Annotated in this window: 26 protein-coding genes and 1 tRNA gene; 19 read left to right on the forward strand and 8 right to left on the reverse strand. The window is 38.5% G+C overall.

Annotated features, from left to right (window positions below; translation table 11 throughout):
* The first annotated feature begins 46 nt into the window (after positions 1 to 46).
* The 5 genes from cysD (at position 47) to IQ31_RS21935 (ending at position 4,815) form a co-directional block, all read left to right on the forward strand.
* Complete coding sequence (gene cysD, locus IQ31_RS21915; RefSeq protein WP_088161554.1) at positions 47 to 937, forward strand: sulfate adenylyltransferase subunit CysD; 891 nt, start codon at positions 47 to 49, stop codon at positions 935 to 937.
* 29 nt (positions 938 to 966) lie between these two features.
* A complete protein-coding gene (locus IQ31_RS21920; protein ID WP_145330062.1) occupies positions 967 to 2,211 on the forward strand; it encodes a sulfate adenylyltransferase subunit 1 in 1,245 nt (414 codons plus the stop codon).
* Positions 2,212 to 2,792: 581 nt separating this feature from the next.
* Positions 2,793 to 4,124, forward strand: a complete 1,332-nt coding sequence (gene gdhA, locus IQ31_RS21925) for an NADP-specific glutamate dehydrogenase (protein ID WP_075992613.1) — start codon at positions 2,793 to 2,795, stop codon at positions 4,122 to 4,124.
* 102 nt (positions 4,125 to 4,226) lie between these two features.
* Positions 4,227 to 4,472 (forward strand): hypothetical protein, encoded by a 246-nt coding sequence (locus IQ31_RS21930; RefSeq protein WP_075992612.1) that lies wholly within the window; start codon positions 4,227 to 4,229, stop codon positions 4,470 to 4,472.
* A complete protein-coding gene (locus tag IQ31_RS21935; RefSeq protein ID WP_232475781.1) occupies positions 4,450 to 4,815 on the forward strand; it encodes a hypothetical protein in 366 nt (121 codons plus the stop codon). The genes IQ31_RS21930 and IQ31_RS21935 overlap by 23 nt, the downstream gene beginning before the upstream one ends.
* A 28-nt stretch (positions 4,816 to 4,843) precedes the next feature.
* On the opposite strand, the gene IQ31_RS21940 is transcribed toward IQ31_RS21935, so the two are convergent.
* From IQ31_RS21940 to IQ31_RS21950, 3 genes are all read right to left on the reverse strand, one after another.
* The gene (locus IQ31_RS21940) at positions 4,844 to 5,500 is read right to left on the reverse strand and encodes an MgtC/SapB family protein (protein ID WP_075994794.1); all 657 of its coding nucleotides are present in this window, start codon (positions 5,498 to 5,500) and stop codon (positions 4,844 to 4,846) included.
* 63 nt (positions 5,501 to 5,563) lie between these two features.
* Positions 5,564 to 7,933 (reverse strand): endonuclease MutS2, encoded by a 2,370-nt coding sequence (locus tag IQ31_RS21945; protein ID WP_145330064.1) that lies wholly within the window; start codon positions 7,931 to 7,933, stop codon positions 5,564 to 5,566.
* 21 nt (positions 7,934 to 7,954) lie between these two features.
* On the reverse strand, positions 7,955 to 8,725 hold the full coding sequence (locus IQ31_RS21950; RefSeq protein WP_088161551.1) for a DUF4296 domain-containing protein: 771 nt from the start codon (positions 8,723 to 8,725) through the stop codon (positions 7,955 to 7,957).
* Positions 8,726 to 8,798: 73 nt separating this feature from the next.
* On the opposite strand from IQ31_RS21950, the gene IQ31_RS21955 reads away from it, so the two are divergent.
* The 10 genes from IQ31_RS21955 (at position 8,799) to IQ31_RS22000 (ending at position 16,739) form a co-directional block, all read left to right on the forward strand.
* Positions 8,799 to 9,491: a YggS family pyridoxal phosphate-dependent enzyme gene (locus tag IQ31_RS21955; protein ID WP_145330066.1), complete on the forward strand. Its 693-nt coding sequence runs from the start codon at positions 8,799 to 8,801 to the stop codon at positions 9,489 to 9,491.
* Entirely contained in the window at positions 9,484 to 9,936 is a 453-nt protein-coding gene (locus IQ31_RS21960; protein WP_145330068.1) for a GNAT family N-acetyltransferase, read from the forward strand. Before IQ31_RS21955 ends, IQ31_RS21960 begins: the two co-directional genes overlap by 8 nt.
* 63 nt (positions 9,937 to 9,999) lie before the next feature.
* The gene (locus IQ31_RS21965) at positions 10,000 to 10,749 is read left to right on the forward strand and encodes a DUF3298 and DUF4163 domain-containing protein (RefSeq protein WP_158638952.1); all 750 of its coding nucleotides are present in this window, start codon (positions 10,000 to 10,002) and stop codon (positions 10,747 to 10,749) included.
* A 23-nt stretch (positions 10,750 to 10,772) separates the two neighbouring features.
* The gene (locus IQ31_RS21970; RefSeq protein ID WP_145330072.1) at positions 10,773 to 12,035 is read left to right on the forward strand and encodes an aspartate kinase; all 1,263 of its coding nucleotides are present in this window, start codon (positions 10,773 to 10,775) and stop codon (positions 12,033 to 12,035) included.
* On the forward strand, positions 12,036 to 13,223 hold the full coding sequence (locus IQ31_RS21975) for a THUMP-like domain-containing protein (RefSeq protein WP_145330074.1): 1,188 nt from the start codon (positions 12,036 to 12,038) through the stop codon (positions 13,221 to 13,223).
* Between the two features lie 46 nt (positions 13,224 to 13,269).
* Entirely contained in the window at positions 13,270 to 14,259 is a 990-nt protein-coding gene (locus tag IQ31_RS21980) for an LLM class flavin-dependent oxidoreductase (protein WP_120335883.1), read from the forward strand.
* A 58-nt stretch (positions 14,260 to 14,317) separates the two neighbouring features.
* A complete protein-coding gene (locus IQ31_RS21985) occupies positions 14,318 to 15,130 on the forward strand; it encodes a hypothetical protein (protein WP_145330076.1) in 813 nt (270 codons plus the stop codon).
* A gap of 11 nt (positions 15,131 to 15,141) precedes the next feature.
* Positions 15,142 to 15,798 carry a DUF1345 domain-containing protein gene (locus tag IQ31_RS21990; protein WP_088161543.1) on the forward strand — a complete coding sequence of 219 codons (657 nt, stop codon included), beginning with the start codon at positions 15,142 to 15,144 and terminating at the stop codon, positions 15,796 to 15,798.
* Positions 15,799 to 15,841: 43 nt separating this feature from the next.
* The gene (locus tag IQ31_RS21995; protein WP_088161542.1) at positions 15,842 to 16,228 is read left to right on the forward strand and encodes a hypothetical protein; all 387 of its coding nucleotides are present in this window, start codon (positions 15,842 to 15,844) and stop codon (positions 16,226 to 16,228) included.
* A gap of 91 nt (positions 16,229 to 16,319) precedes the next feature.
* A complete protein-coding gene (locus tag IQ31_RS22000; RefSeq protein WP_120335886.1) occupies positions 16,320 to 16,739 on the forward strand; it encodes a c-type cytochrome in 420 nt (139 codons plus the stop codon).
* Positions 16,740 to 16,946: 207 nt separating this feature from the next.
* On the opposite strand, the gene IQ31_RS22005 is transcribed toward IQ31_RS22000, so the two are convergent.
* A tRNA-Leu gene (locus IQ31_RS22005) sits at positions 16,947 to 17,026 on the reverse strand.
* 182 nt (positions 17,027 to 17,208) lie between these two features.
* Here IQ31_RS22005 and IQ31_RS22010 point away from each other — a divergent pair.
* Positions 17,209 to 18,162 carry an aldo/keto reductase gene (locus IQ31_RS22010; RefSeq protein ID WP_145330078.1) on the forward strand — a complete coding sequence of 318 codons (954 nt, stop codon included), beginning with the start codon at positions 17,209 to 17,211 and terminating at the stop codon, positions 18,160 to 18,162.
* Positions 18,163 to 18,406: 244 nt separating this feature from the next.
* On the opposite strand, the gene coaD is transcribed toward IQ31_RS22010, so the two are convergent.
* The 3 genes from coaD to IQ31_RS22025 are packed head-to-tail and all read right to left on the reverse strand — an operon-like array spanning position 18,407 to position 20,212.
* Positions 18,407 to 18,883, reverse strand: coding sequence for a pantetheine-phosphate adenylyltransferase (coaD, locus tag IQ31_RS22015; protein WP_075992599.1), 477 nt, complete (start codon positions 18,881 to 18,883; stop codon positions 18,407 to 18,409).
* Position 18,884: 1 nt separating this feature from the next.
* Positions 18,885 to 19,424 (reverse strand): 16S rRNA (guanine(966)-N(2))-methyltransferase RsmD, encoded by a 540-nt coding sequence (gene rsmD, locus IQ31_RS22020; RefSeq protein WP_145330080.1) that lies wholly within the window; start codon positions 19,422 to 19,424, stop codon positions 18,885 to 18,887.
* Entirely contained in the window at positions 19,415 to 20,212 is a 798-nt protein-coding gene (locus IQ31_RS22025; protein WP_088161539.1) for a DUF3822 family protein, read from the reverse strand. Before IQ31_RS22025 ends, rsmD begins: the two co-directional genes overlap by 10 nt.
* A gap of 85 nt (positions 20,213 to 20,297) precedes the next feature.
* Here IQ31_RS22025 and IQ31_RS22030 point away from each other — a divergent pair, with 85 nt between their 5' ends.
* The 3 genes from IQ31_RS22030 (at position 20,298) to IQ31_RS22040 (ending at position 24,846) form a co-directional block, all read left to right on the forward strand.
* A complete protein-coding gene (locus IQ31_RS22030) occupies positions 20,298 to 21,722 on the forward strand; it encodes an ATP-dependent DNA helicase (protein WP_145330083.1) in 1,425 nt (474 codons plus the stop codon).
* Positions 21,723 to 21,809: 87 nt separating this feature from the next.
* Entirely contained in the window at positions 21,810 to 24,296 is a 2,487-nt protein-coding gene (locus tag IQ31_RS22035) for a S9 family peptidase (RefSeq protein ID WP_145330085.1), read from the forward strand.
* Positions 24,297 to 24,303: 7 nt separating this feature from the next.
* Positions 24,304 to 24,846, forward strand: a complete 543-nt coding sequence (locus IQ31_RS22040) for a hypothetical protein (protein ID WP_145330087.1) — start codon at positions 24,304 to 24,306, stop codon at positions 24,844 to 24,846.
* Positions 24,847 to 24,866: 20 nt separating this feature from the next.
* Here IQ31_RS22040 and ruvB read toward each other — a convergent pair whose 3' ends face one another.
* A complete protein-coding gene (gene ruvB / locus IQ31_RS22045; RefSeq protein WP_075992593.1) occupies positions 24,867 to 25,889 on the reverse strand; it encodes a Holliday junction branch migration DNA helicase RuvB in 1,023 nt (340 codons plus the stop codon).
* Between the last annotated feature and the right edge of the window lie 9 nt (positions 25,890 to 25,898).

Here is a 25,898-nt window from a genome sequence, read left to right on the forward strand (position 1 = left end):
AAGCAGAAACCCAAATTCATTAAATCAAATTTTATTATTTCAGAGAATGGACTATTTAGATCATTTAGAAGCGGAAGCAATATATATTTTAAGAGAGGTAGCCGGACAATTTGAAAAACCAGCGCTATTATTCTCTGGTGGTAAGGACTCGATTACACTTGTTCACTTGGCAAAAAAAGCATTTAGACCGGGTAAATTTCCTTTCCCATTAGTTCACATTGACACTGGTCACAATTTTCCCGAAACAATCACTTTCAGGGATTCTCTGATTGAAGATATAGGAGAAAAACTTATTGTTGGTTATGTTCAAGACAGCATTGATCAAGGGAAAGTTGTTGAACAAAAGGGAAAAAATGCAAGTCGAAATGCCTTGCAGACGGTTACCTTACTCGATACAATCTCAAAACATGGTTTTGACGCTTGTATCGGTGGCGCACGTAGGGACGAAGAAAAAGCCCGTGCCAAGGAAAGAATCTTCTCAGTGCGTGACGAATTTGGACAATGGGATCCCAAACGCCAAAGACCCGAGCTGTGGAGCATCTTTAATGGCAAAATAAATAAAGGTGAAAATGTACGCGTGTTTCCCATTTCAAACTGGACCGAGCTCGATGTTTGGAATTATATTAAACGCGAACAGATCGCATTGCCATCTATCTATTTCAGCCATGAACGGGAGGTTATTACCCGAAATGGGCAATTGATGGCTGCAGCCTCATTCTTAAATATCGATGCAGAGGATAATATAGAACGTAAATCTGTACGTTTCAGAACTGTGGGTGACATGACTTGTACAGCAGCGGTAGATTCAACGGCAACTGAGCTAGATGATATTATCGCTGAGATCAAGGCCTCAACGGTAAGTGAACGTGGCGCCAGAATGGACGATAAGGTATCGGAAGCAGCTATGGAAGAACGCAAAAAACAAGGATACTTTTAATTCAAATCAAATACCTGATATTGACAACAATGAATATATTGAAATTTATAACGGCCGGTTCTGTAGATGATGGTAAAAGTACCTTGATTGGCCGATTACTATACGATACAAACTCCATTTTGGATGACCAATTGGAAGCTATACAACGTGCCAACCGTAAAAATGACGACGGAACAGTAGACTTGGCCATATTGACTGATGGACTTAAAGCTGAACGCGAACAAGGGATAACAATCGACGTAGCATATAAATATTTTCAGACCGAACACCGAAAATATATTATAGCCGATGCTCCAGGACATATCCAATACACCAGAAACATGGTAACTGGCGCGTCCAATTCGGATCTTATAATCATTTTGGTTGACGCACGTAAAGGTGTAATAGAGCAAACAAAACGCCATTCTTTCATTGCTAAATTATTGGCCATGAAACAAGTTTTGGTTTGCATAAACAAGATGGATATGGTCGATTATAGCGCTTCTATTTTCGAACAGATCAAAGCCGATTATTTAACTTTAGCGACCAATCTCGGACTTAAGGATATTGATTTCATACCAGTTTCAGCCTTAAAAGGAGACAATATTGTCCATAAGTCCGAAAGAATGAGTTGGTATGCAGGCGAATCTTTATTGGATTACCTAGAAAATGTGGAAATTCACGAACAGGAAGCAGCCAGCTGGCGGTTTCCCGTCCAATGGGTTGTAAGACCGCAAACAGATGATTTGCACGATTATAGAGGTTATGCAGGCCGCGTACTAGGAGAGGGATTAACGGTTGGTGACCAGGTTATTGTTTATCCAGCAGAAACATATAGTACAATTCAAGCGATTGAATTAAACGGACAACAACTTCAACGGGCTGAAAACGGACAATCTGTTATTGTACACCTCAGTGATGATGTTGATATTAGTCGTGGCGATACCATTACGAGTGTAGAACATCCACCAAAGTTTGAGCGTAATATTCAAGCAAATTTATGTTGGTTCGACAATAAACCTTTGGATACAACACAAGTGTATCTTGTCCAAAGTCACAGTAAATTAACCAAAGTTAAGATCGTAGATGTGTTGTATAAATTTGATATCAATACACAGGAAAAAATATACCACGACCCGATCAAACTAAATGATATTGGTCGAATAACCCTTAAATCTGCAGAGAATCTAGTATTTGATTTACAGCAGGAAAATGCCGCAAATTCTCAAGCCATTGTTATTGATCCGCGGACAAATTTAACAGTCGGCGCATTGATGATCCAAGCTGTCGACTAACAAAGACGATTAATCGTAAATATTCAACCTAAATATTTTTTAAGGAACTCAGACAATGTTTGGGTTCCTTTTATATTTACTGTAGTACAAAAGCAGAGACAATTATTACAACCAACATCCCAGTATTCGGCTTATTATTAAAAACTGTTGATTTACAAAAATACTATTGAATCAATATAAAAGGAGAGTATTCAAAACATCTATTTAACATAATATAAATTATAAATAACTAATATACAAAAAGGATTTAGGCCTCCGAGTTAAAACTAAGCTAAAATATTTGCCAAATAATCATAAAAAAGCGTTAGATGTTAGATATTTTATAATTATTAGCTCTATTTCAATCTATTTTATCAAAACAGAATCATTTTCGTTTTTCAATAATAAAAATCGAACAAAATACAGTCAATTTATCACTACACACACATTTCACCAATGAATCGTCTATTTTAAACGAAAAATATAAAATATGAAATTTCATTAAAACAGATTAATATTTGTAAATAATTAACAAATATTGGTTTTTCATTAAAAAATACATAAATTAGTGCCAGCCAAAGGGAAATTTTACTAATTAAAACATGTCAAAAAATTTTAACGAGTTCATCTCAATCGTTGAGAAACGCAATCCAAATGAACCAGAATTCTTACAAGCTGTAAAAGAAGTTACCGAGGATTTATTTCCTTATATTACCGAAAACCATCCTGAATTTTTCGACCAAAAGATTCTTGAAAGACTGACTGAACCAGAGCGGATTATATCCTTCCGTGTAACCTGGTTGGATGATAACCATCAGGTACAGGTAAATCGTGGTTATCGTGTTCAAATGAACAGTTCAATCGGTCCATATAAAGGCGGTCTCCGCTTCGCTCCTTCTGTTAATCAAAGTATTTTAAAATTCCTCGCTTTTGAGCAAGTATTTAAAAACAGCTTAACAGGACTGCCAATTGGTGGTGGTAAAGGAGGCTCTGATTTTGACCCTAAAGGTAAATCAGATAATGAAATTATGCGTTTTTGTCAAAGCTTTATGACTGAACTTTATCGTCATATTGGTGCAGATACAGATGTTCCTGCAGGAGATATTGGCGTTGGTGGACGTGAAATAGGTTTCCTATTTGGTCAATTTAAGCGACTTCAAAACAATTTTACAGGTGTTCTAACAGGTAAAGGTGAATTATGGGGTGGATCATATATTCGTCCTGAAGCTACTGGCTATGGGCTTCTATATTTTGTTGACTGTATATTTAAATATCAAGGAAAATCTTTACAAGGTCAAGTAGCGACAGTATCTGGTGCTGGCAACGTAGCCTTTTACGCTGTTGAAAAAGCCGTTCAACTTGGTGCCAAAGTGATTACAGTTTCAAATAGCTTGGGTACACTTTATGATCCTGATGGTTTTGATGCCGAAAAAATGGCATTTGGGGCTACCTTGGGAAGAAACCTCGATCAATACCCTGCACGTTATCCGAATGCCCAGTTCTTACCTGGTCAAAAGCCTTGGCAATTTAAATGTGATATCGCATTGCCATGTGCAACACAAAATGAATTAGAAGAATCGGATGCTAAAGCGCTTGTAGCAAATGGTTGTATCTGCGTAGCTGAGGGTGCCAATATGCCTTCTACTGCAGAAGCTATTAAAGTTTTTCTAGACGCAAAAATCAGTTTTGCACCCGGTAAAGCCGCGAATGCTGGAGGTGTTGCTGTCAGCGGTTTAGAAATGTCTCAAAACTCAATCCGGACACAATGGTGTACAGAAGAAGTTGACAATCGCTTAAAAATTATTATGGAAAGCATTCACGAAACTTGTTTGAAATATGGCCAAGACAGTGGATTCGTTAATTATTTGAAAGGTGCCAATATTGGTGGTTTCATAAAAGTCGCTAACGCGATGAAAGCACAAGGTATCGTATAACACGCCTTTTTCTAATCATATCATAATCCTGAGCGCTCAAATGCATTGCATTTGGGCGTTTTTTTATATTTTTATGCTAATTTTAAAAAACACGAAATTTACATGAGATTAATAGCTGAACTCCCCCATCCCGATTGCAAGATTTCAATTTTTGGTATGAATCAAAAATTCATTATTAAATTTGAGCAAGGAAACTTAGAACAATCCTATAAAATTGCAGAAATGGATATAATTGGCGGTGTAAATGGGGTATTTGATTTACTCGACGAAGAATTTCTAAAGAGTGTGATCAATCAATTCGCTTCGATGCGCCAATCTTTTAACAATGCTTATAGTAGATACGAATAAAAAATCTATGCTGAACTATATCTATTTTGTGGCATTTTGGGCCTGTCAAATTATTTCATCTATCCTATTTAAACTTGGCGGGGTACATCCGAAGTATAAATGGACAACTTTAATTATTGGAAACATTATTCTTTTATCAGCAAGTTGGTTTCTTGTACAGTTATTTAAAAATGTCTCTCAACCCATCGTAATTGCCTTATGTTCTGGCGGTACGTTTTTGACCGTCCAGTTGGCGATGGCGCTATATTTTAAAAGTTCATTGAGCTGGCAGCAAGTACTGGGTATGTTTGTCATTATTTCAGGCATGGTTTTGATTACTTTTGGAGGTAAAGAAACAACCTAAGCTATGCTGAAATTAGTTATAGATGTGTTTATTTGTTATAGTAAAACTCATCTATAACTAATGAACCTGCCAATTGTTGGTTAAAACGATCTAGATCGGTCATTTTGCCAGAAATATCATACATTACCTCCAACTTACCATTGATCTTTTCAATAACACGTCTAGTAGCTTTAATCTTAAAATCCAATGCCAATTGTTCAAACTCATGTAAGTGATAAAACTCATTGGAACTAAATTTCACGTGTAGAGAACGGATTAGGTAATAACGAGCCAGAAGAATTTCTATCCGCTGAAAAAGCGCGAGTATTACCACCATAAAGACAGCAAAGGAAATGGCATAAACCAGTTGCCCCAATCCGGCAAACATTCCAATACCAGCTGTCGCCCAAATAACGGCCGCCGTTGTGAGACCACTGACCGATAGCTTGCCTTTAAAGATCACACCAGCGCCAATAAAGCCTATACCAGTCACAATATTTGCAGCTACGCGATCCGTACTATTTCCAATAAACAAACAGGAGACAATAGTAAACATCGCCGAACCGAAACAAATAAGTACTACCGTTCGAAATCCAGCAGATTTATTCCTATACTCACGTTCAAAACCAATTAAACTGCCACACAGAATTGAAGTGATCGCGTTTAACAAAGGCTCACTAGTCAAAAAGTTAATAATATTCTCCATACTAAACTTTGCAGAAAGATGAAACATGGAACTCCAAACATTCGCAGCTCCATGCAATATAGGCTATAGATAAGCGTATGTTATACCATCGCCCCCACGATCTTGATGCTCGTCCTCAAAACGGCTTACATGGCTATATTTACGGAGGTAGTCGCGAATAAATTTGCGCAAAATACCATCACCTTTACCATGAATAATTTTTAACGATGGGTAACCTATCATGACGGCCCGATCCAGAACACGTTCTAATTCATTCAGTGCGTCTTCTGTGCGCATGCCTCTTAAATCAAGTTCTGGTTTAAAATCAGCAACACTACCAGAAGACAGTGATTTTGACAGGCTTTTTGCGGACTTCTTCCCTTCCCGACCTTCGAGTTTAACGACATTCTTTCGCTTTTGAACAGTACGCAATTCACCCATGGCAAGAATAAGGTTGTTCTTTGCAATTTCGACAATCTGCGCTTCAGCACCATTATCAATAATCTGCACCCAATCCCCAATATTTAATACAGTGGATTCAGGTGTTTTCTCTTTGACGATTTGCTTTGCTGGTTTTTGCTCTTTGGGGAGAACAGCTTGAAGTGCCTGATCCAAATTGCTGCGCAACTCACGTGTTTTCTCTTTATCCGCTTTTGCAGATTTGATCTGTGCTACGGTATTTTCGATTAACTTATTCGAACTTTTAATAATCTGCTGCGCTTCCTCTTTCGCCTTCTTCAAAATCACGCGCTTATTTTCTTCCAAATAACTTTGCAATTCCAAATACTCCGATTTAATCGACTCCAGTTCCTTCTCGCGCTTATTAATAGCAATTTTTGTATCAAACACCTCTTTCTTCTCTCGTTCAAGATCGATCAATAGTGTATCTACTTTCTTCTGCTGAACACCAATTTTACTTTTAGCAGATTCCAGAATATCCTTACCTAATCCTATTTTCTGCGCGATTTCGAAAGCATAAGAGCTTCCTGGCTTGCCAATTTGAAGGATATACATCGGTTTCATTTCGCGATTGTCAAATAACATTGAAGCATTTTCCAAACCCGTCGTGTTACTAGCAAAAACTTTAAGATTTGAATAGTGTGTTGTCACAACTCCCCTAATTTGCTTTTTGCTAAGTGATTCCAATACAGCCTCAGCAATAGGTCCTCCAAACAAAGGGTCAGTACCCGTTCCAAACTCATCGATCAGTACCAAAGTACGCCCGTTTGCAAATTCCGTGAAATATTTCATCTTGGACAGATGCGCGCTGTATGTACTTAAATCACTTTCAATGGATTGATCGTCGCCTATATCTGCAAATATTTGCTTAAAAACACCGACTTTACTTGTCGGTTCCGCTGGTATTAATAAGCCCGATTGCACCATGATTTGCAACAGGCCAACCGTTTTCATACATACAGATTTCCCTCCTGCATTCGGTCCTGAGACAACAATAATGCGTTGAATATTATCGATTTGAATATTCAACGGAACAACAGTATGATGCTGATTCAGCAATAGAAGCGGGTGTCGACCATTGACCAAATTAATCTCGGCCTCCTTCGATAACTCCGGCATCTCCGCCTCAATATCCAAAGCAAAAAGTGCTTTCGCACGCACAAAATCTACTTTGGTCAATAGGCTATGATAGGAAAGCAATAGCGGAATATGTGGTCGGACCTTGTCCGTTAGCTCCACTAAAATACGGATGACCTCACGTCTACGTTCAAACTCTAAATCCCTAATCTTATTATTTAACTGAAATACTTCTTCAGGTTCTATATAAGCTGTTTGTCCTGTAGCTGATTCATCATGAATCAAACCTTTGAGCTTTCTTTTATTTTCCGCAAGAATAGGAATACAGAGCCTTCCATCCCGTATCGTCAGATTCCCGTCCGCTGTCCAGCCACTGTCCTGTGCGCTCTTAAAGATACTATTGATACGTTTAAGTACCTCCTGTTCCGCTCGTTGAATCTGTTGGGTTATTTCCAACAATAATCGAGAAGCATTATTTTTAAGCTTTCCACGTTCATCAATGATCATTTCAATATCGCGAATAATTCCCTTCTCGATCGGTAAATGTTCAAATAATACCTCTAGATTGGGATAGAGTCCCTCCCGTTCATTAAAATAACGAATAATCGCGTAGACAGTCTTGAGGGATAATAATACCCGAAAGAATTCATCCTCGAATAAAAATGTCCCCTCTACCCGAGCTTTCTCAATAATAGATCGAAGCGGAAAGAAATTTTCAACCGGAAATGCGCCATCATTCAATAGAAGATCCTTAAACTCGCTGGTTTGTCTTAGAAACCGGTCGATTTGGTCAAACCGAGTTTGAGGTTGAATTTTTTCAACCAACTCACGCCCCGACTCGCTTAGGCATTTTTGTTTTATTTTATCTTTTATCTCGGAAAACCCGAGTTTATCAATTGCATTTATTGGATATACCATAGAAATTATATTCTTTGATGGTTAAAGTTTCGTCGGCGGCTTGATATGCTGCGGCGGCGTAAGAATTGGTCTTTTTTCCAATTCATTTGTTGGTAATTGTGGCTCCACATGCTTTTGTGTCACAACAGTATCCTTGACTGAAGTACCAGGTGTTTTCAGTTGGGAAGCTGTATCTTTCTGTGGAGAAGGTGATTCAATTGGTAAATTTGAATTACCGACCGACAACTGGTTCATGAGATAGCCATTCAAGCTTATACCAGTCTTTGTTTGAACACTGGTATTAAACAAGGAAGAAGCTTCCCTAAAGTTGAATTTCGTCTTATTTGGCAGATAATGGATAAGTGCTGCAATTCGTTCCTGATAAGCCTGTTGTGCACGCATAACACGATTGGTACTATCTTGAAGACGCATATTCTGGATTGAATCACGCGTTCGAATTGAATCTTGTTTTTTCCGTTCTATATCTGCATAAATCTTATTTTCCTTCGTTAAATTATCCTCCACTTTTTTATAAATCGCAGACATTACTTCAGCATCCTTACCATAATAGTCTAAGTTCTTTCGAAAAGAAATCGAATCCAATCCATATTTATCAAAGGTCACTTGATACAAAGGCAACATCACTTTACGTGCACTATCAATGGGTAAAATATTAAGATAAGAGTCTGTCAGCTGAATTTCTGTCAAGGCATCCACAAACTTACTTTGAGAGATAATATCTTTCTCCCCAGTTCCGACACAAGAACCAAATAAAAAAATCACTGCAAGTAGATTCAGTATTAATCGTAGCATTTCGTAGTTTTGTACAAATTTACAAAAAGCACCGACATTTGGCACTTTTTACATCATCAAAACTATATCGGAAATGAGTATTGCTAGTAATTTAGAAACGTTAAGATTGGAAACCGAGGCTGTTGGGGTACAACTTGTAGCAGTTTCAAAAACAAAATCCAATTCGGACATTATGGAAGCCTATGAGGCAGGACAACGTATCTTTGGTGAGAATCATGTTCAAGAATTAGTAGAGAAAGCAGCGCTTTTACCTAAAGATATTCAGTGGCATATGATTGGCCACCTTCAAACAAATAAGGTTAAATATATTACACCATTCATCAGCTTAATTGCGTCAGTTGATTCATTAAAATTATTAAAGGAGATTAACAAACATGCTCAGAAAGCGAAGCGTACAATCGACTGTTTGTTGCAAGTATATATTGCAGAAGAAGAAACAAAATTTGGTTTCGACCATGCCGAGCTAGTTGAGCTTCTTCGCGACGACGAGTTTCTCGAATTAAAAAATATTCGAATTTGTGGCTTAATGGGCATAGCATCCAATACGGATAAAGAAAAAGTCATTAAGGCTGAATTCTATGAGTTAAAAATGTTATTCGATGGAATTAAGACAAGTTTTTACCGGAAAGAAGAATATTTCTGTATTCTCTCCATGGGGATGTCTTCAGACTATAAGCTGGCGATTGAAGAAGGTTCAACAATGGTACGCATCGGAAGCACAATATTTGGTAAAAGAGTAATTAAGCACTTCAAAAACAATGATTAAAGCAACCATACGAGAGGCTATCGACAATGATTGCCCACAAATGCTTGAGCTGATTAAAGAATTGGCTATTTTTGAAAAAGCACCAGACGAAGTCACAGTATCACTTGAAGAATTTAAAGATGCAGGCTTTGGAAAGAATTCCGTTTGGGGCGCATTCGTTGCTGAAGTGGATGGCGAAATTGTCGGAATTTCATTATATTATGTCCGATATTCAACGTGGAAAGGCAGAAGACTCTATTTGGAGGATCTGATTGTCACCGAAAGCATGCGAGGTTTAGGGATAGGAAAACTGCTTTTTGATAAAACTTTAGCTTACGGCAAACAATGTGGATTCCATGGCATGGTATGGCAAGTCCTCGATTGGAATGAACCCGCTATAAAGTTTTATGAAAAATATAAAGCAAACTTTGATGCCGAATGGATCAATGTGTCAATCACTTATTAAATAACGGAGATAATCTATTCAATGCGATTTTACTTTTCTTTAATAATATTAGTTATCAGCTGTTTGCTATCTGCTTGCGATGACCACAAAAAGGCCGCTATAGCGGCACAGCTCACGGACACACTCTCCTATAGTCAAAAAAGCATAGATGAGCATAGCAATTATTTTCTTAAAGAAGATGATCGATTGGACACAACGTATTTTCGCGCAAAATACCCTGTTTTTCAAGAAGATAAAATTAATGAACTTATCACCAATATTGTTCATCTCGAAGGCGACACAAGTATGCAGGAGGCCGCCCATCGTTTTATTAATTCTTACAATGAATATGTGGAGGATAATAACGGCAAATCCACTGCAACCTGGAACCGGGATCTACAGGTCGATGTGATCGCCAATACTCCTGTTTTTTTGGGACTAAGAACAAAGCAGGACGAATACACGGGCGGTGCACATGGGGACCACTTCACCCTCTATTCAAACTTCGATAGACAGTCAAACAAACAGATTATGATTGATGACATTATTCAGAAAGAGAATAAAGATAAATTTGTCAAAATCGCTGAGCAATATTTCCGCAAACAAGAAGGGTTAAGCGCGGACGATTCTTTAAGTGGAAAGTATTTTTTTGAAGATGGTAGGTTTTCGCTCGCAGATAATTTTACGTTTGAAAAGGACGATATTCTATTTTATTATAACGTGTATGAGATCAAATCCTATGCAGAGGGAAATACAGAATTACGTATTCCCTACACGACATTCAAACATTTGATTTCTGACAAAGGATTACATTATATCAATAGTATCAATTAGCAATCAACTAAACTAATAAATAAATGCAGGTTTTTAAATTTGGGGGCGCATCAGTAAAGGATGCAGAAAGTGTCAGAAATTCAGCGCGGATTATTTCAAAATACAAGGGCGAAGCCTTGTTAGTTGTCATATCAGCGATGGGAAAGACAACAAACCTTCTAGAAAAATTGACCAAAGAATATTTTAACAATACTGGCAACCAATTTCAGACATTGGAAGAGGCCAAAGAATTTCACTTTCATATTCTTCGAGAATTATTTCCTGACGCTGAACACCCTATATTTGACGAGATTTCTAACTGCTTTGTGGAGATCGAGTGGATTTTAGAGGAGGAACCTCAAGATTCATATGATTATCTTTTCGATCAAATTGTATCGATGGGTGAACTTATCTCGACAAAGATTGTGGCAGCTTATGTTGCTTTTATTGGTGAAAAGGTAAAATGGCTCGATGCGCGTGATTATATATTCACAGACAATACGTATCGCGAAGCAGTTGTAGACTGGAATAAAACTGAAGAAAAAATTCGCACGGAGTTGCCTGCAATACTTGACGAATATATCGTGATTACGCAAGGTTTTTTGGGATCTACCTCTGAAAATTTCACAACTACTTTGGGTCGTGAAGGCTCCGATTATTCGGCTGCGATCTTTGCTTCTTGTTTGAATGCTGAAAATGTAACGATTTGGAAGGATGTTCCTGGTGTACTTAATGCCGATCCAAAATGGTTTGAGAAAACCGAGCTAATTCCCGAGTTATCCTATACAGATGCCATCGAACTCACTTATTATGGTGCCACGGTCATTCACCCTAAAACCATCAAACCATTACAGAATAAGAAAATCGCATTGAACGTACGTTCCTTTGTCGACCCCGATTCTCCGGGTACTATGATAAAAAGTACGAATCAAACATTACCTGTCCCTTCTTTCATATTCAAGGTAAATCAAATTTTTATTTCAATCTCTCCAAGGGACTTTTCTTTTATCGTGGAAGATAATTTAAGAGATATCTTCAATCTATTCTACGAGCATCGTATCAAAATCAATATGATGCACAACACAGCTATCAATTTCACCGTTGCAGTAGATGATACAGGAAAAAATCTGGTGGACTTAATCAATGAGCTGGAGCAAAGGTTCAAAGTCAAACATGAATCCGGACTCGAACTTATTACAATTCGTTATTACAATCAAGAAACAATTGATCGCGTTTTGGTTGATAAGCAAGTTATTAGTGAATTAAAGGATACATATACCTGTCAGCTTCTCGTAAAGAAAATATAAATGAATACATTGATCCTTCAAGAGGAGATTCAACAGTTTTTAGATAAAAACGCACTTGAGTCCCCTACTAAAATTGCATTAAAAAAATCTCCTTTTGAAGGAATATTGTCTTCCGAGCTTGCCGCACAACTCGACGGAAGACAACGGGCGAGCGCAAAAATTCCCTTATGGGCGGAAACGCCAGGGATCTATTTTCCTGCCAAGCTTAACTTGGAGCAATGTTCTTCGGAAACAACGGCAGTATTCAAAAGTTCACTGATTAAAAAAGGTACACGCTTGATTGATGCCACCAGTGGCTTTGGGGTAGATAGCTTTTACTTCTCAAAACAGGCTGCACAGGTTACGTCTTGCGAACTAAATCCTGATTTGGCAGCGATCACAAAACATAATGCCGCTGTATTGAAAGCAGATAACCTTCAGATCATTGCCGCTAACGGTGTTGATTACATTCTCAATGATCCAATCAAACAATTTGATTACATCTATTTAGATCCTTCGAGAAGAATTCAAAACAAAAAAGTCTTTTTATTGGATGAATGTGAACCTAATTTAGTGCAATTGCAGGATGACTTTTTTCAACGCAGCAACACCATCATTAGCAAACTTGCACCACTATTGGATATCTCTTCTGCCATACAACAGCTTAGACATGTAAAAGATGTTTATGTTGTATCCTCACAAAATGACTGCAAAGAGCTTATTTTCGTGCAAGAAAAAGATTATGAAGGTGACGCCGTCGTTCATGCCATCAGATTATATCACGGACAGCAACAAGTTATCTCCTTCACCTATGAAAGTGAGCGCGCTCTCGTCAATGAATATAGCGAACCACTATCCTATTTATATGAACCAGATGTTGCTCTCTCCAAAGCCGGGGCCTTTAAAACGGTTGGCCAATTATTTAACATCAAAAAACTTCATAAAAACACGCATCTCTACACTTCCGATCAAAAGATCGAAAACTTTCCTGGTAAAACATTCATCGTAAAACAGGTAGAATCCTTTTCTGATTTCAAGAAAAACAAGAAATCATTGCAATCAGGGATAATTGCCAAAAATTTCCCGCTCAAAACAGAAGAGATTAAAAAGAAATTTAAAATCAAGGACGTTGGGAACTCCTTTTCTTTTTTTACGACAACCCTAAATGATCAATTTAGTGTCATACATACACAGCGAATGCTAGAATAGACATTTTCATTACAATTGTCGAAAATCTTCTCCGTAATTTTAATGTATGGATAAAATAGCATTATCAGCATTGGATTTGGCTCCGATCAAAAAAGGGGAGCATACAGCGAGCGCATTGGCTCGTACTGTTAAGATTGCCCGACATGTAGAAAAATTAGATTTTAAAAGAATATGGGTGGCCGAACATCATAATATGGAATATATTGCCAGTTCAGCAACTTCACTCCTAATACAACATATCGCATCAAATACCAGTTCTATTCGCGTGGGTTCTGGTGGGATCATGTTGCCAAATCATGCTCCTTTAGTCATTGCAGAGCAATTTGGAACCTTAGAGACCTTATTTCCAGGGCGTATTGACCTCGGTTTAGGACGTGCACCAGGCACTGATCAATTGACCGCAATGGCTTTACGTAGAAACAACTTGAATACAGCATTTCAATTTCCTCAAGAGGTAAAAGACTTACAGCGCTACTTCAGTGCAGACAACTATGACGCAAAAGTACGTGCATTTCCAGGAGAAGGACTGGATATCCCACTTTATATCCTCGGGTCAAGTACCGATAGTGCCTATTTAGCCGCTAGTCTAGGTCTTCCTTATGCTTTTGCAACGCATTTTGCTCCAGCTCAGTTTGCCTCAGCAAGCATGATCTATCATCAAAATTTTGTTCCTTCTAATGCCTTGGAAAAGCCATATTTCATTTCTTGTGTAAATGTTATTGCTGCCGATAGTACCGAAGAAGCCAATTTTTTGGCAACAAGCTTCTATAATCTATTCGCCGGTATTGTGACAAATACCAGAAGGCCACTTTCAGAACCTACTCAGGAAGTTATCTATAAAGGCATTCCGGCGATAGAACAGGCCGTGCAAAGTATGGCTTCCTGTGCATTTATCGGCGATGGCACTAAAATTCTTCCGGAAATCGAAAAATTCGTAAACGATCACAAAGTGGACGAGATCATGGCTACTTCCTATATCTTTGATGATGAAAAGTGTCTCCATTCGTTATCATTGTTGAAAGAAATACTCGCTTAAGGATCCAAGCTACTTTATATACGGTGAATTTTATATATTTAAACAAAATTCACCGTATATGAATATTTCCATTAACATTAGCCTGATCCTGGGATTATTTTTCCTGCAGGCATGTACAAACTCCTCTACAAAACAGCACAGAAATTTACCTGATACAGCAAACACTTCGGATAGTTTAGCCCTATCAACTAGCGATAGCACTACATCGTTCGTTTCTCCTAAAAGTGATTCTTCACAAGGACAGATTTTTCTAGTGCGCAGCTATCGTATATGGGAAAAGAACGATCCTACAACAGTATTAAACAAAGAATGGTATGATCTCTATGAAGAGAATGGTCAATATTATTTAGGTAAAGCCGATTATGAGGTCAAGGACGGTTTTGACGATTGCGCACAAGTAGTGACTAAAAGCGTTGAATCACGAAGAAATTCATTGTTATTCTTGAAACTCAAGGGGCTTAAAGCTGGTGCTGTGGAACATGTTAAAATAAGTCACTCCGAAGTCTGGCCAAAAGAATCCGTTGCATATTCTTTCAATAACCAAAAGATCGAGCTTAAGGGCTCGGGAACTATCAAATCCACAGAAGTACAAACAGATGAAAAAGGGCACGAAAAGGTGTTTCATGAGGTTACCAATTACAAGCTGCTTTATATTCCAAGTAATCGAAATAAAGAGAAAATACTTTTTCAGGTTGACCAATATGACCACGTATTTATGTCGACTCTATTCGTTGGGGATATCGACCGAGATGGTGCATTAGATTTTATTTTTTCCAATCCAAAAAATTATGAGGAAGAAGCTATGCTACTATTTCTGTCCAATAACGGCAACCCATTGATGTTTGAAGCAGAAGAACAATTTGACTGTTAATTGAACCTGAAATGGAAAAAATGAGCTACTACCTGCATCGGATGCAATCCATCCATAGGGCACTGATTTCGGTCTTTTTCTTTCTGTTGATCTACCTGCTCTCGCCGATCAAAAGCCTTCCGCTGCTTAATTTAATGTTATGCTGGTTTGGATTTTGTGTATCCTATATTTCTATATCCTGGTACACATTCTACACAATGCCGATTGCTTCCATTGCCAGGAAAGCACAGCAAGAGGATGGTAGCCGTCTCTTCGTGTCGTTATTTATCATCCTAGTGACCATAGGCTGTTTTGTTTCGGTATTGATGATTATTATATCAAGTAAGGATAAACAGTTAAATGACGCGTATATTATCATTATTTGCATGTTAGCCATGCTGTCCTCCTGGGGATTGGTCCATACCATATATACCTTTCATTACGCCCGTTTATACTATGAAAATAAAGCTGCCGGAACTGGACTGGAATTTCCGGGAGACGACAAGCCCGATTATTTGGATTTTGCTTATTTTTCATTTGTGATGGGATGCACCTTTCAGGTTTCTGACGTTGGAATCTCTTCAAAAAAGATACGAAGAGTAGCGCTATTCCATGGCCTCCTCTCCTTTGCTTTAAATACATTTGTCGTTGCATTGACGATAAATATCATTTCTGGATTAATCAATTGAGTTTTCGATCAAAAAGTCTTATTTTAGAGCAAAAATTACACACATGAAATTGTTCATCCCTTTAGCTGCGCTCAGTTTATCTATTATTCTAATCACCTCATGTGCAAAAAAAGATAACACAGGGGACGGATCTGCAGGGGCTTCCGGCAGCTTTATAGGCCGTGTTCAATATCAGGATAATTCATTGGATGTGGATCGGGATAATCGTTTGATACGTGTTTTACAAGTGAGCGGAAACACCTATAAAATTGAATTTTATACAGGCATTCCGAATATTACAGACTTTGTATTAAATAAAACAAATGATAGCACCTGGGTCTCTTCCGACACCACCGGCTTAAAAAACGTGACGATTGAGGGGAAAATGCTGACAATTAACTACCAGTCCAATAGTCAAAGCTGGAACGTTACGGATGCAGTACGTAAATAATAATCAATCTAAATTGTCATATTAACTTCATTTTCTATTTGAAAATTATCGCTTTCTCCCTATATTTAGTTAAGCATAAAGGAAAAGAGAAATGAAACAAATAAATAAATTAGGTACGATTGCATCGGTGTTGGCTATTGCGCTTGCTTTGAGTGCATTCAGTTTCCAACAGGAAAAACCTAAGGAAGAACCAAAACCAACCAATCTAAAAGTTCTTCCCAAGAATATCTCCCACGATGAATTGATTTCCACCATGAAGGAATTTAACGTTGCATTGGGCGTAAAATGTGGTTTCTGTCATGCACCATCAAAAGAGGATCCTAAAAAAATGGATTTTGCAAGTGACGATAACCACAAAAAAGAAATTGGACGAGCGATGATTAAGATGACCCAAAAGATAAACAAAAAGTATTTTAATCGTAGTTGGGATAGCTCGCCTGCCAAAGCTATTTCCTGCAAAACCTGTCATGGCGGAAAAGAAGAACCAGAAATGGTCTTAGCAAAAAACTAATCAAACCACATATTCATGTAACACCATAATACACTGTATTGTGGTGTTTTTTATTTCTAATACATTTTAATGGAGAAAGCTAAAAAGTAGAAGAATAAAGCCATTAGTTTTGGAAATGAATAAGGAACCACGCAAAACTACCTTAAACTAAGTATAAAAAGCAGTAAGTAAGTAAATAAAAAAAGCTTCCCGATTGAGAAGCTTTAGTACCCGGAGCCGGAGTCGAACCGGCACGGTTTCCCACTGGTGTTTGAGACCAGCGCGTCTACCAATTCCGCCATCCGGGCATATCCGTTTGGGATGATGCAAAAGTAAGCAAAGTTTTTATTATTCCAAATCACCATAACGCGCATTTTTAAAACTCGCTGAAAATGAATGAGAAAATTTTAAAAAAACTTTTCAATGCCCTATCAATTGATTGAAAATGGCCTTTTTTACGTAATTTTAATCAGTAAACAATCAAATGATCATGGAAAAAGTAAAACTCGGAAACAGTGAAATTGAATTCAAACCTCTTGTCTTTGGTGGAAATGTATTTGGCTGGACCGTCGATGAGAAACAGTCTTTCGCCCTGTTAGATGCTTTTATCGATATGGGATTCAGTCTTATTGATACATCCAACAACTATTCACATTGGGTCCCGGGTCACAGTGGGTCCGAATCAGAAACAATCATTGGCAAATGGATCAGCAAAAGAGATATTCGCGATAAAATTCAGATTGCAACAAAAGTCGGCGGACGTCGAATAGACAATAGTAAACCTAATCTTAAAAAAGAGTATATTATTAAATCTGTGGAAGATTCACTCCTGCGATTGAACGTAGACACAATCGATCTTTATCAATCTCATCACGATGATCTGACAACTGGAATCGATGAAACACTGGAGGCTTATCATCACCTGATCCAGAATGGAAAAATAAAATGGATCGGTGCTTCAAACCTAAGTCCAGAACGTATTTCAGAATCCCTCCAAATGGCCGAAGACCACAATTTACCATATTATATCGCTATCCAACCTGAATATAACCTTTACGACCGTATGAAATACGAAGAGCAGTATGAACAATTGGCCATTGATAATCATTTGGGCGTAATCAGTTACTATTCACTTGCCAGTGGCTTCCTATCGGGCAAATACCGATCTATTGAAGACATCAAAGAGACTAAGCGTTACGATGCATTAAAAGACAAATTTAACGCGCGTGGCCTGCGCATTTTAGATGTGTTGGCTGAGATAGCACATACACAACAAGCTAGTATGTCAGCTATCGCCTTAGCCTGGAGTCTACACAGGCCTTCAGTTACGGCGCCTATTGTAAGTGCAACCAGTATCCAACAGCTCGAGGAACTCAGTAGAGCTGTAGAAATCAAACTGACGCCGGAAGAATGTTTTCTCTTGGACAAAGCAAGCTCTTACTAGACTAAAAGCAAGGGAAAAACAATTTAACACACTGAAAATAAGAATATTAAAAACACTTCAATTGCATTACCAAATAATATTTGGCCACACAGCATACAAGAAAGTGAAATGACCTTAATTTAAGAAAACATATTAGTTAGATAACGAATATAAGTTCTTGTTTTTCAGTTATAAAAAATGGCCAACAAAATATTATTCTGTTAGCCATTTTCGTTAAATATCGCTTTTCCTATACTTAGGTAACTTATCTTATTTTTTCATTCAACAAAGATAGAATAGAAACAGGCACCATCGCACTGATATCTCCTCCATTAAACCACACGTCTCTAACAATGGATGAAGAAATATGAGCCTTTCCAGATCTACTCATTAAAAAATAGCTTTCAACATCATTATTGAGCAACAAATTATTTTGAGCAACAGCATTTTCAAATTCAAAATCATTGGTATTTCGGAGCCCACGCAATATAAAACGTGCTTTAACTTGCTTACAGAAATCTACTGTAAGACCTTTATATTTATGCACCTCAACCCTACTTACGTCGTTAAAAACACGGCTAATTGAATCTACCCGCTCGTCGTGATCTAACATTCCTTTTTTATTGGCGTTATAGCCCACTGCAATAATAATTTTATCAAATAGCGGCATTGCTCTCTCAACAAGATCTTGATGAGCTAAAGTAAAGGGATCAAAAGAGCCCGGAAAAACAGCAATTTTCATATTAGATAGTCTTAGCGTAAAAGGAAAATGATGAATACCCGTATTTTCTAGTTTCTATAAAATTTGGATGATCTTCCATCTGTCTTGTTGACGGATGCTCAACAACAAAGAGCCCATGTTCATGCAACAATTCCTTTTCAAAAATTAATTTTGGCAATTGTGGCAATTTAGGAATATCATAAGGTGGGTCTGCAAAAATAAAATCATAGGTATTCTTACAGCTGGCAATAAACTTAAATACATCGGCTTTCCTTGCTTTAATTTGCTCCAGTTTCATCCTCCCGGCTGTTTCATTGATATATTGCACGCATTTGAAATGAAGATCTATTGCATCTACTGATTCCACATCCCGCGATGCGAGCTCAAAACTAATATTCCCTGTTCCCGCAAAAAGATCCAGACACTTTAAACGATCAAAATCCAGTCGGTTCTGTAAAATATTAAACAGCGCTTCCTTAGCGATATCCGTGGTTGGCCTCACAGGTAAATTGGTCGGTGGATTCAGCCTTAAACCACCTAAACGACCTCCGATTATTCGCATAGTATAGAATCAAACAATACATTATATGGGGCCAAATTTGACTCGATCTCGCTATCCGCCAATACGACTTTTGTCTTCAAATCCAATATTTCGATATCACCCGCATAAGTAGAGATACGTTTATAATAGGATTCATTTGGAATTTCTCCTGAAAGGAGCACTTTATTGATGGAGTCCCCTAGATTGAATTGTGTTAAAATATTAAGCACATAGTAGCTGATATCATCTAGATTATGAATTTCAAAACTATTATAAAGCTGGAAAACACCATTTTTAAAAAGATAAAAATCAACTGTATTGTCAGCTACAAAATGAAGCCCCAATACACTCCCCCTAATGGATACACGCTCCTGCGCACGGTCAAGTACAACCGCAAATTCTGGAAGTATAACAGCATCAGGAAACAACCGCTTCCACCTATTCAATAAAAGACCATCAAACTGATATACAGCAACTAAATTAAGATTATCTAAAGAATAGCTAAATGTATTTTCAAGATCAGTTGTGCCTAAAAACTGTAGGTAATCACTGATGTTTTCACTCAGAAAAAATTCTTTTGGAATAAACGTAAAAGTTTGATGTGGTATCACAACGCGGACAAATCGAAACGGAAGGCTCATAATTCGTGTGGCATCCAAAATTGGCTCCTCTGAAGGATACTCGATCAAAATCGGTGCGATCGACTTTTTATCAACCACCGCCAAGACATCCTTCTGAAAGCCAGCCTTGACCAAAAGATTGTACTCCGGTAAATAATGAATATTAAATTGTTTTGAAATATAATTCATTCGCTGAATTGTAAAAATTAAAACTTCTTAGAGCAAAAATAGCTTTTTCTAGAGGATAAGACAAACCTTTTAAATAACTTTGAGGGTGTTCATCAAAAATCTGTTAATACAGCAATTCCCTTGGCAAGCCACCGAACAGCAGTTGGAGGCTTTCGAATTATTGCAAGAATTTCTTCTCGCTTTTGACAAACAATCCTGCTTTGTACTTAGAGGATATGCGGGTACAGGAAAAACAACATTAATTTCTGCGCTGGTTAAAGTGCTGCCTGCATTGCGGAAAAAGGCTGTTCTGCTGGCACCGACCGGCAGGGCTGCAAAAGTGATCACCTATTATTCGGGACGCAAAGCACTTACAATCCATAAGAAAATATACCGTAAAAAATCTGCTGTTTCTTTTCAGCTCGATTTCACCTTGGCGGAGAACCTGCATGAAGACACTTTATTTATCATCGATGAAGCCTCAATGATATCCAATGCTTCCGTGAATGCGTTTTCGGCAAGCCTTTTGGACGACTTGATCCGTTATGTGCAATCTGGGAAGAACTGTACCCTATTATTTGTTGGAGATACGGCTCAATTACCTCCTGTAGGACTCCTGGATAGCCCTGCCTTAAACCCAAGCTATCTCGAAAGTGAATTTCACCTTTGCGTTTATCCTTTTGAGCTAACCACGGTTGTCCGCCAATCCAAAGACTCCGGTATATTGTACAATGCAACCAAAATACGCGAAGAGATAACCTCGGCAGAGGAAGAACAAGACGACTTCCCTTTTCCAAAGTTCATAACAAAAGGATTTAAAGATCTTTACAGAATGACAGGTGAACGGTTAATCGAAGGTATAAACTATGCATATGACAAATATGGACTCGAAAATACAATGATTATCTGCCGTTCAAATCGATCTGCAAATTTATACAACCAAAATATAAGGAACAGGATTTTGTTCCGGGACGAGGAGCTCACCGGCGGAGATTATATTATGGTTGTAAAAAACAACTACTTCTGGTTACAGGAAAACAACATGGGTGATGGATTTATTGCAAATGGCGATATGGCCAAAGTGCGAAAAGTAAGTAACATCCACGATCAGCATGGATTTCGATTTGCAGATGTCACGCTTGAATTTGTAGACATTGACGAAATAGAACCCATCACCTGCCGCGTTATCCTAGACAGCCTTTATACAGACAGCCCCAATCTGCCCTATGAAACCCATAAAGCACTCTACGAAGAGATTGCCTTGGATTATGCCGACATCATGGATAAGAAGGACAGGCTCGAAGCAATCAAAAAAGACCCCTATTATAATGCGCTTCAGATTAAATTTGCATTTGCAATTACCTGTCATAAAGCACAAGGCGGCCAATGGCCAATCGTGTTTGTCGACCAGGGGTATATAAACGATGATATGTTGGATCTTGAATTCTTAAGATGGCTGTACACTGGGGTTACCCGAGCAACAAAGGAACTTTTTCTGGTCAATTTCAATGAAAACTTCTATCCATCATAGGATTATTACACGAATCATTCGCAAAAGAACCTAATAATGGATATTTTTACGTTCGGAACCATTATTATACAATTATCTATATTATTAATGCATAAGTACTACTTAATCTTGGCGGCGAGCTTATTGCCCTATGTTAGCACTGCACAACAGGCGAAAGAAACGCCTATAAAGCCCAATTATCAGCTGGCTGCAAAATTCTCCCCTGAAAAATTAAAGAAAATGATTTTTTCGACTAGCATCAAACCAAATTGGATCAATTTTTCCGATCGCTTTTGGTATGATTACGCAAGTCCACAAGGAAGAAACTGGTACATTGTAAACCCTGCACTAAAAAAGAAAGAACTTCTTTTCAATAATGACAACCTCGCCGCTCAAATTACTAAAATCGTTAAAAATCCTGTTGATGCCCAACATCTGGAATTACAGGGGCTTCGATTTACCAAGGATGAGAAAAAATTAAGGTTTCAGGTTCAGAGTACCAAAGACACCGTAAAATCCAAAGATGAAATACAAAAGCTCAAGAATAAGTCCGATACGACTAAAAAGAAACTATTTTATCTGGAATATGACTTAGCTGCACAGTCTGTCGTTGAAATAAGTGACTCAACAAAAGTAAAATCACCATTGGGCTGGGCGACATTCTCCCCTGACACCAATACAGTCTATTTTGCGAAAGATTACAACTTGTATTGGATGGACAAACCCAACTACCTTAAAGCGGTAAAGAATGAAAAAGATAGCACCATTGTAGAGCACCAGATAACAAAAGACGGTGTACAATATTATGCTTGGGGCGGTGATGAATACAGCACAACTACAGGTGAGGAAAAAGACAAAGACAATGACCCAAAACGTAAACGAGTATGGATCAGCTGGTCGCCGGATGGACGTTATTTCACCTTGACCAGAAAGGACAACCGTTCTCTAAAACCCTTATGGGTAATCAATAATGTTGGCTCAGCCAGGCCGACACTTGAAACCTATAAATACCAAATGCCGGGCGAAGTCGATTCGACGGAAACTGAACTTTATATCTTCGATGCAGCAGCAAAATCTCCACGCCGCATCAATATATCCGCGTTCAAAAATCAGACCATCTCTACCTGGACAAAAACTCCGGATAAAAATTCTTATAAAGAGGATTATTTTATCAACTACTGGTTAGGCAATAACGAAGAGTTTTACATTTCACGCTCTAGCCGTGACCTCAAACGGATTGATCTCCTAAAAGTCAATATAAATGGTACGGTAAAAAATATTATCCAGGAGCGTTCCAATGTATATTTGGATGTTCAAAAACCATTCCTTATCGAAAACAAAAAGCAATTGGTCCATTGGTCAGAAAGAGATGGCTGGGGTCACTACTACCTTTACGACACGAATGGAAAATTGATTAATCAAATTACAAAAGGTGCCTTTCATACGGAGGAAATTACCGGTTTAGACCCTGCTTCAGGAACACTATACTTTACAGCATCGGGCCGTGAGAAAAACGAAGACCCTTATTATCTACATCAGTACAGTGTCAATACAAATGGCTCCGGAATTAAATTATTAAATCCGGGAAACTTTGATCACCAAGTGGAAATGAGCGAATCTACCCGATATTTTATCAATAATTCCTCCAGAGTAAACACGACTCCTGAATCGGTCTTATACAATAGCAATGGACAGAAAGTAATGACACTGGAAAAAACAGATCTATCCTTACTATTTGCTGCAGGGTACAAATTCCCGGAACCTTTTAAAGTAAAAGCCGGAGATGGTACCACGGATCTTTATGGAGTCATGTATAAACCATTTGACTTTGACAGTACCAGAACTTACCCCATTGTGGAATATGTATATCCAGGGCCCCAAACCGAGGCTGTCAATAAATCCTTTGGAAGAAGCATGGACAGAATCGACAGGCTAGCTCAGTTTGGATTTATCGTCATCACAGTCGGCAACCGTGGCGGACATCCTTCACGTTCACAATGGTATCATACCTATGGCTATGGCAATCTGCGTGACTATGGTTTGGAAGATAAAAAAGTCGCTGCGGAACAGCTTGCAGATCGCTATAAATACATCGACATCAACCGCGTTGGTATAACCGGCCACTCCGGAGGTGGATTTATGTCTACAGCCGCAATGCTTGTTTACCCTGATTTCTTTAAAGTCGCGGTATCTGGTGCAGGAAACCATGAAAATCAGATCTACAACCGCTGGTGGAGTGAGCGCCATCATGGGGTAACAGAAAAAGTATCCGCTAAAGGCGATACAACATTCTCCTACCAAATCAATAAAAATACAGAGCTCGCAAAAAACCTAAAAGGTAGACTACTTATCGCTACCGGAGATATTGACAACAATGTGCACCCGGCAAATTCCATTCGCATGGTAGACGCATTGATAAAGGCTAACAAAAGATTTGATTTCCTGCTATTACCTGGACAAAGACATGGCTTTGGCGATATGACTGAGTATTTCTTCTGGAAAATGGGCGATTACTTTAGCCAATATCTGTTGGGTGATTCCAAGATGAACGAAGTTGACATGACTGAAATGAATCGAGAAAAGCCACAAAAATAACGGTTACATGACCTACAATGAAAAATTAGCATTTTTATCCGTTACCTTGAGATCTTTCGAGGTAACGGATTTTTCTTTGGATATTCTTCAAGGAATAACCCTGGCCGATCTGCTGAACATCTCCTTAGAGAAGGACAAAAAGATTGCCTTTCGCGCCGCCTGGGTATTTGAAACCATCGTTTTAAAGAATACAACATTGCTAAAATCTGTTCTCCCGCAGTTCTTGGACAATTTAAAAAAACAAAAAAACTGGAGCTGCCTTAGAAGCTACACTAAAATTCTGCTATTTTTGACATCGAAAAAAAACAAAGAATATACGCTTCAAAATGAGATAGAAGAAGAAATTATCGAGTATTCCTCCCAATGGATGATTGAACCTACATGTCCTGTCGCTGTACTGGTCAACTGCCTGGACATCTTAAATAACTTGCGAAAGAAGCACCCTTGGATATATGAGGAATTACAGGCCCAGATAAGCTATTTTCAACGGACAAAACCTAGTCCGGCCTTAATGAGCCGGACTAATAAAATTATTCAGCAGAAAAATTAAAATATACTTTTCACTCGCGCTTAAAACAATGTATTTCCTTTCGAGAGGTTGGCACGGCCCAAATGCTTATAAGCAGCCTCGGTACACTCGCGTCCCCTCGACGTCCGCATAATGTATCCTTCTTGAATCAGAAAAGGTTCATAGACTTCCTCAATCGTACCTTCATCCTCCCCAACTGCTGTGGCTACGGTCTTTAATCCTACTGGACCACCTTTGAATTTGTCGATAATGGTCGTTAAGATTTTGTTGTCCATCTCGTCTAAACCATTTTCATCCACATTAAGCGCATGCAAAGCGTACTTCGCGATTTCTTTATCGATGCTCCCATTGCCCTTTATCTGTGCAAAATCCCTTGTACGACGCAGTAAAGCATTGGCTATCCGGGGCGTCCCTCTGCTCCTTCGCGCAATCTCATAGGCACCTTCATCAGAAATCGGTGTGTTTAAGATATGAGCCGAGCGCAGCACAATAGTTGTCAGCAGCTTTGCATCATAATATTGTAAGCGTGAATTAATTCCAAAACGAGCACGCAAGGGGGCTGTCAAAAGACCTGAACGCGTTGTGGCCCCTATCAAGGTAAACGGATTCAGGGATATCTGAACAGACCGCGCATTTGGTCCCGTTTCCAACATAATGTCAATTTTGAAATCTTCCATTGCCGAATAGAGATATTCCTCTACTAAAGGGCTTAAACGGTGGATCTCGTCGATAAACAAAACATCCCCTTCTTCGAGATTTGTCAATAATCCTGCTAAATCACCCGGTTTATCCAATACAGGTCCAGAAGTAATTTTGATACCAACCCCCATCTCATTAGCAATGATATGGGATAAGGTTGTCTTTCCTAAGCCAGGGGGGCCATGCAGCAAAACGTGATCCAGCGCCTCTCCTCTCAGCCTAGCTGCCTTCACAAAAATATTGAGGTTTTCTAATATTTTAGCCTGTCCCGTAAAATCTTCAAAAGCCTGAGGCCGCAATGCCCGTTCAATATCACGATCTGTATTGCTCAGACGTTCTGGGTTTGGATCTAAATTCTCGTTCATTGTGGCAAT

It is taken from the genome of Sphingobacterium siyangense, from assembly GCF_007830445.1.
Taxonomy (GTDB): domain Bacteria; phylum Bacteroidota; class Bacteroidia; order Sphingobacteriales; family Sphingobacteriaceae; genus Sphingobacterium; species Sphingobacterium siyangense.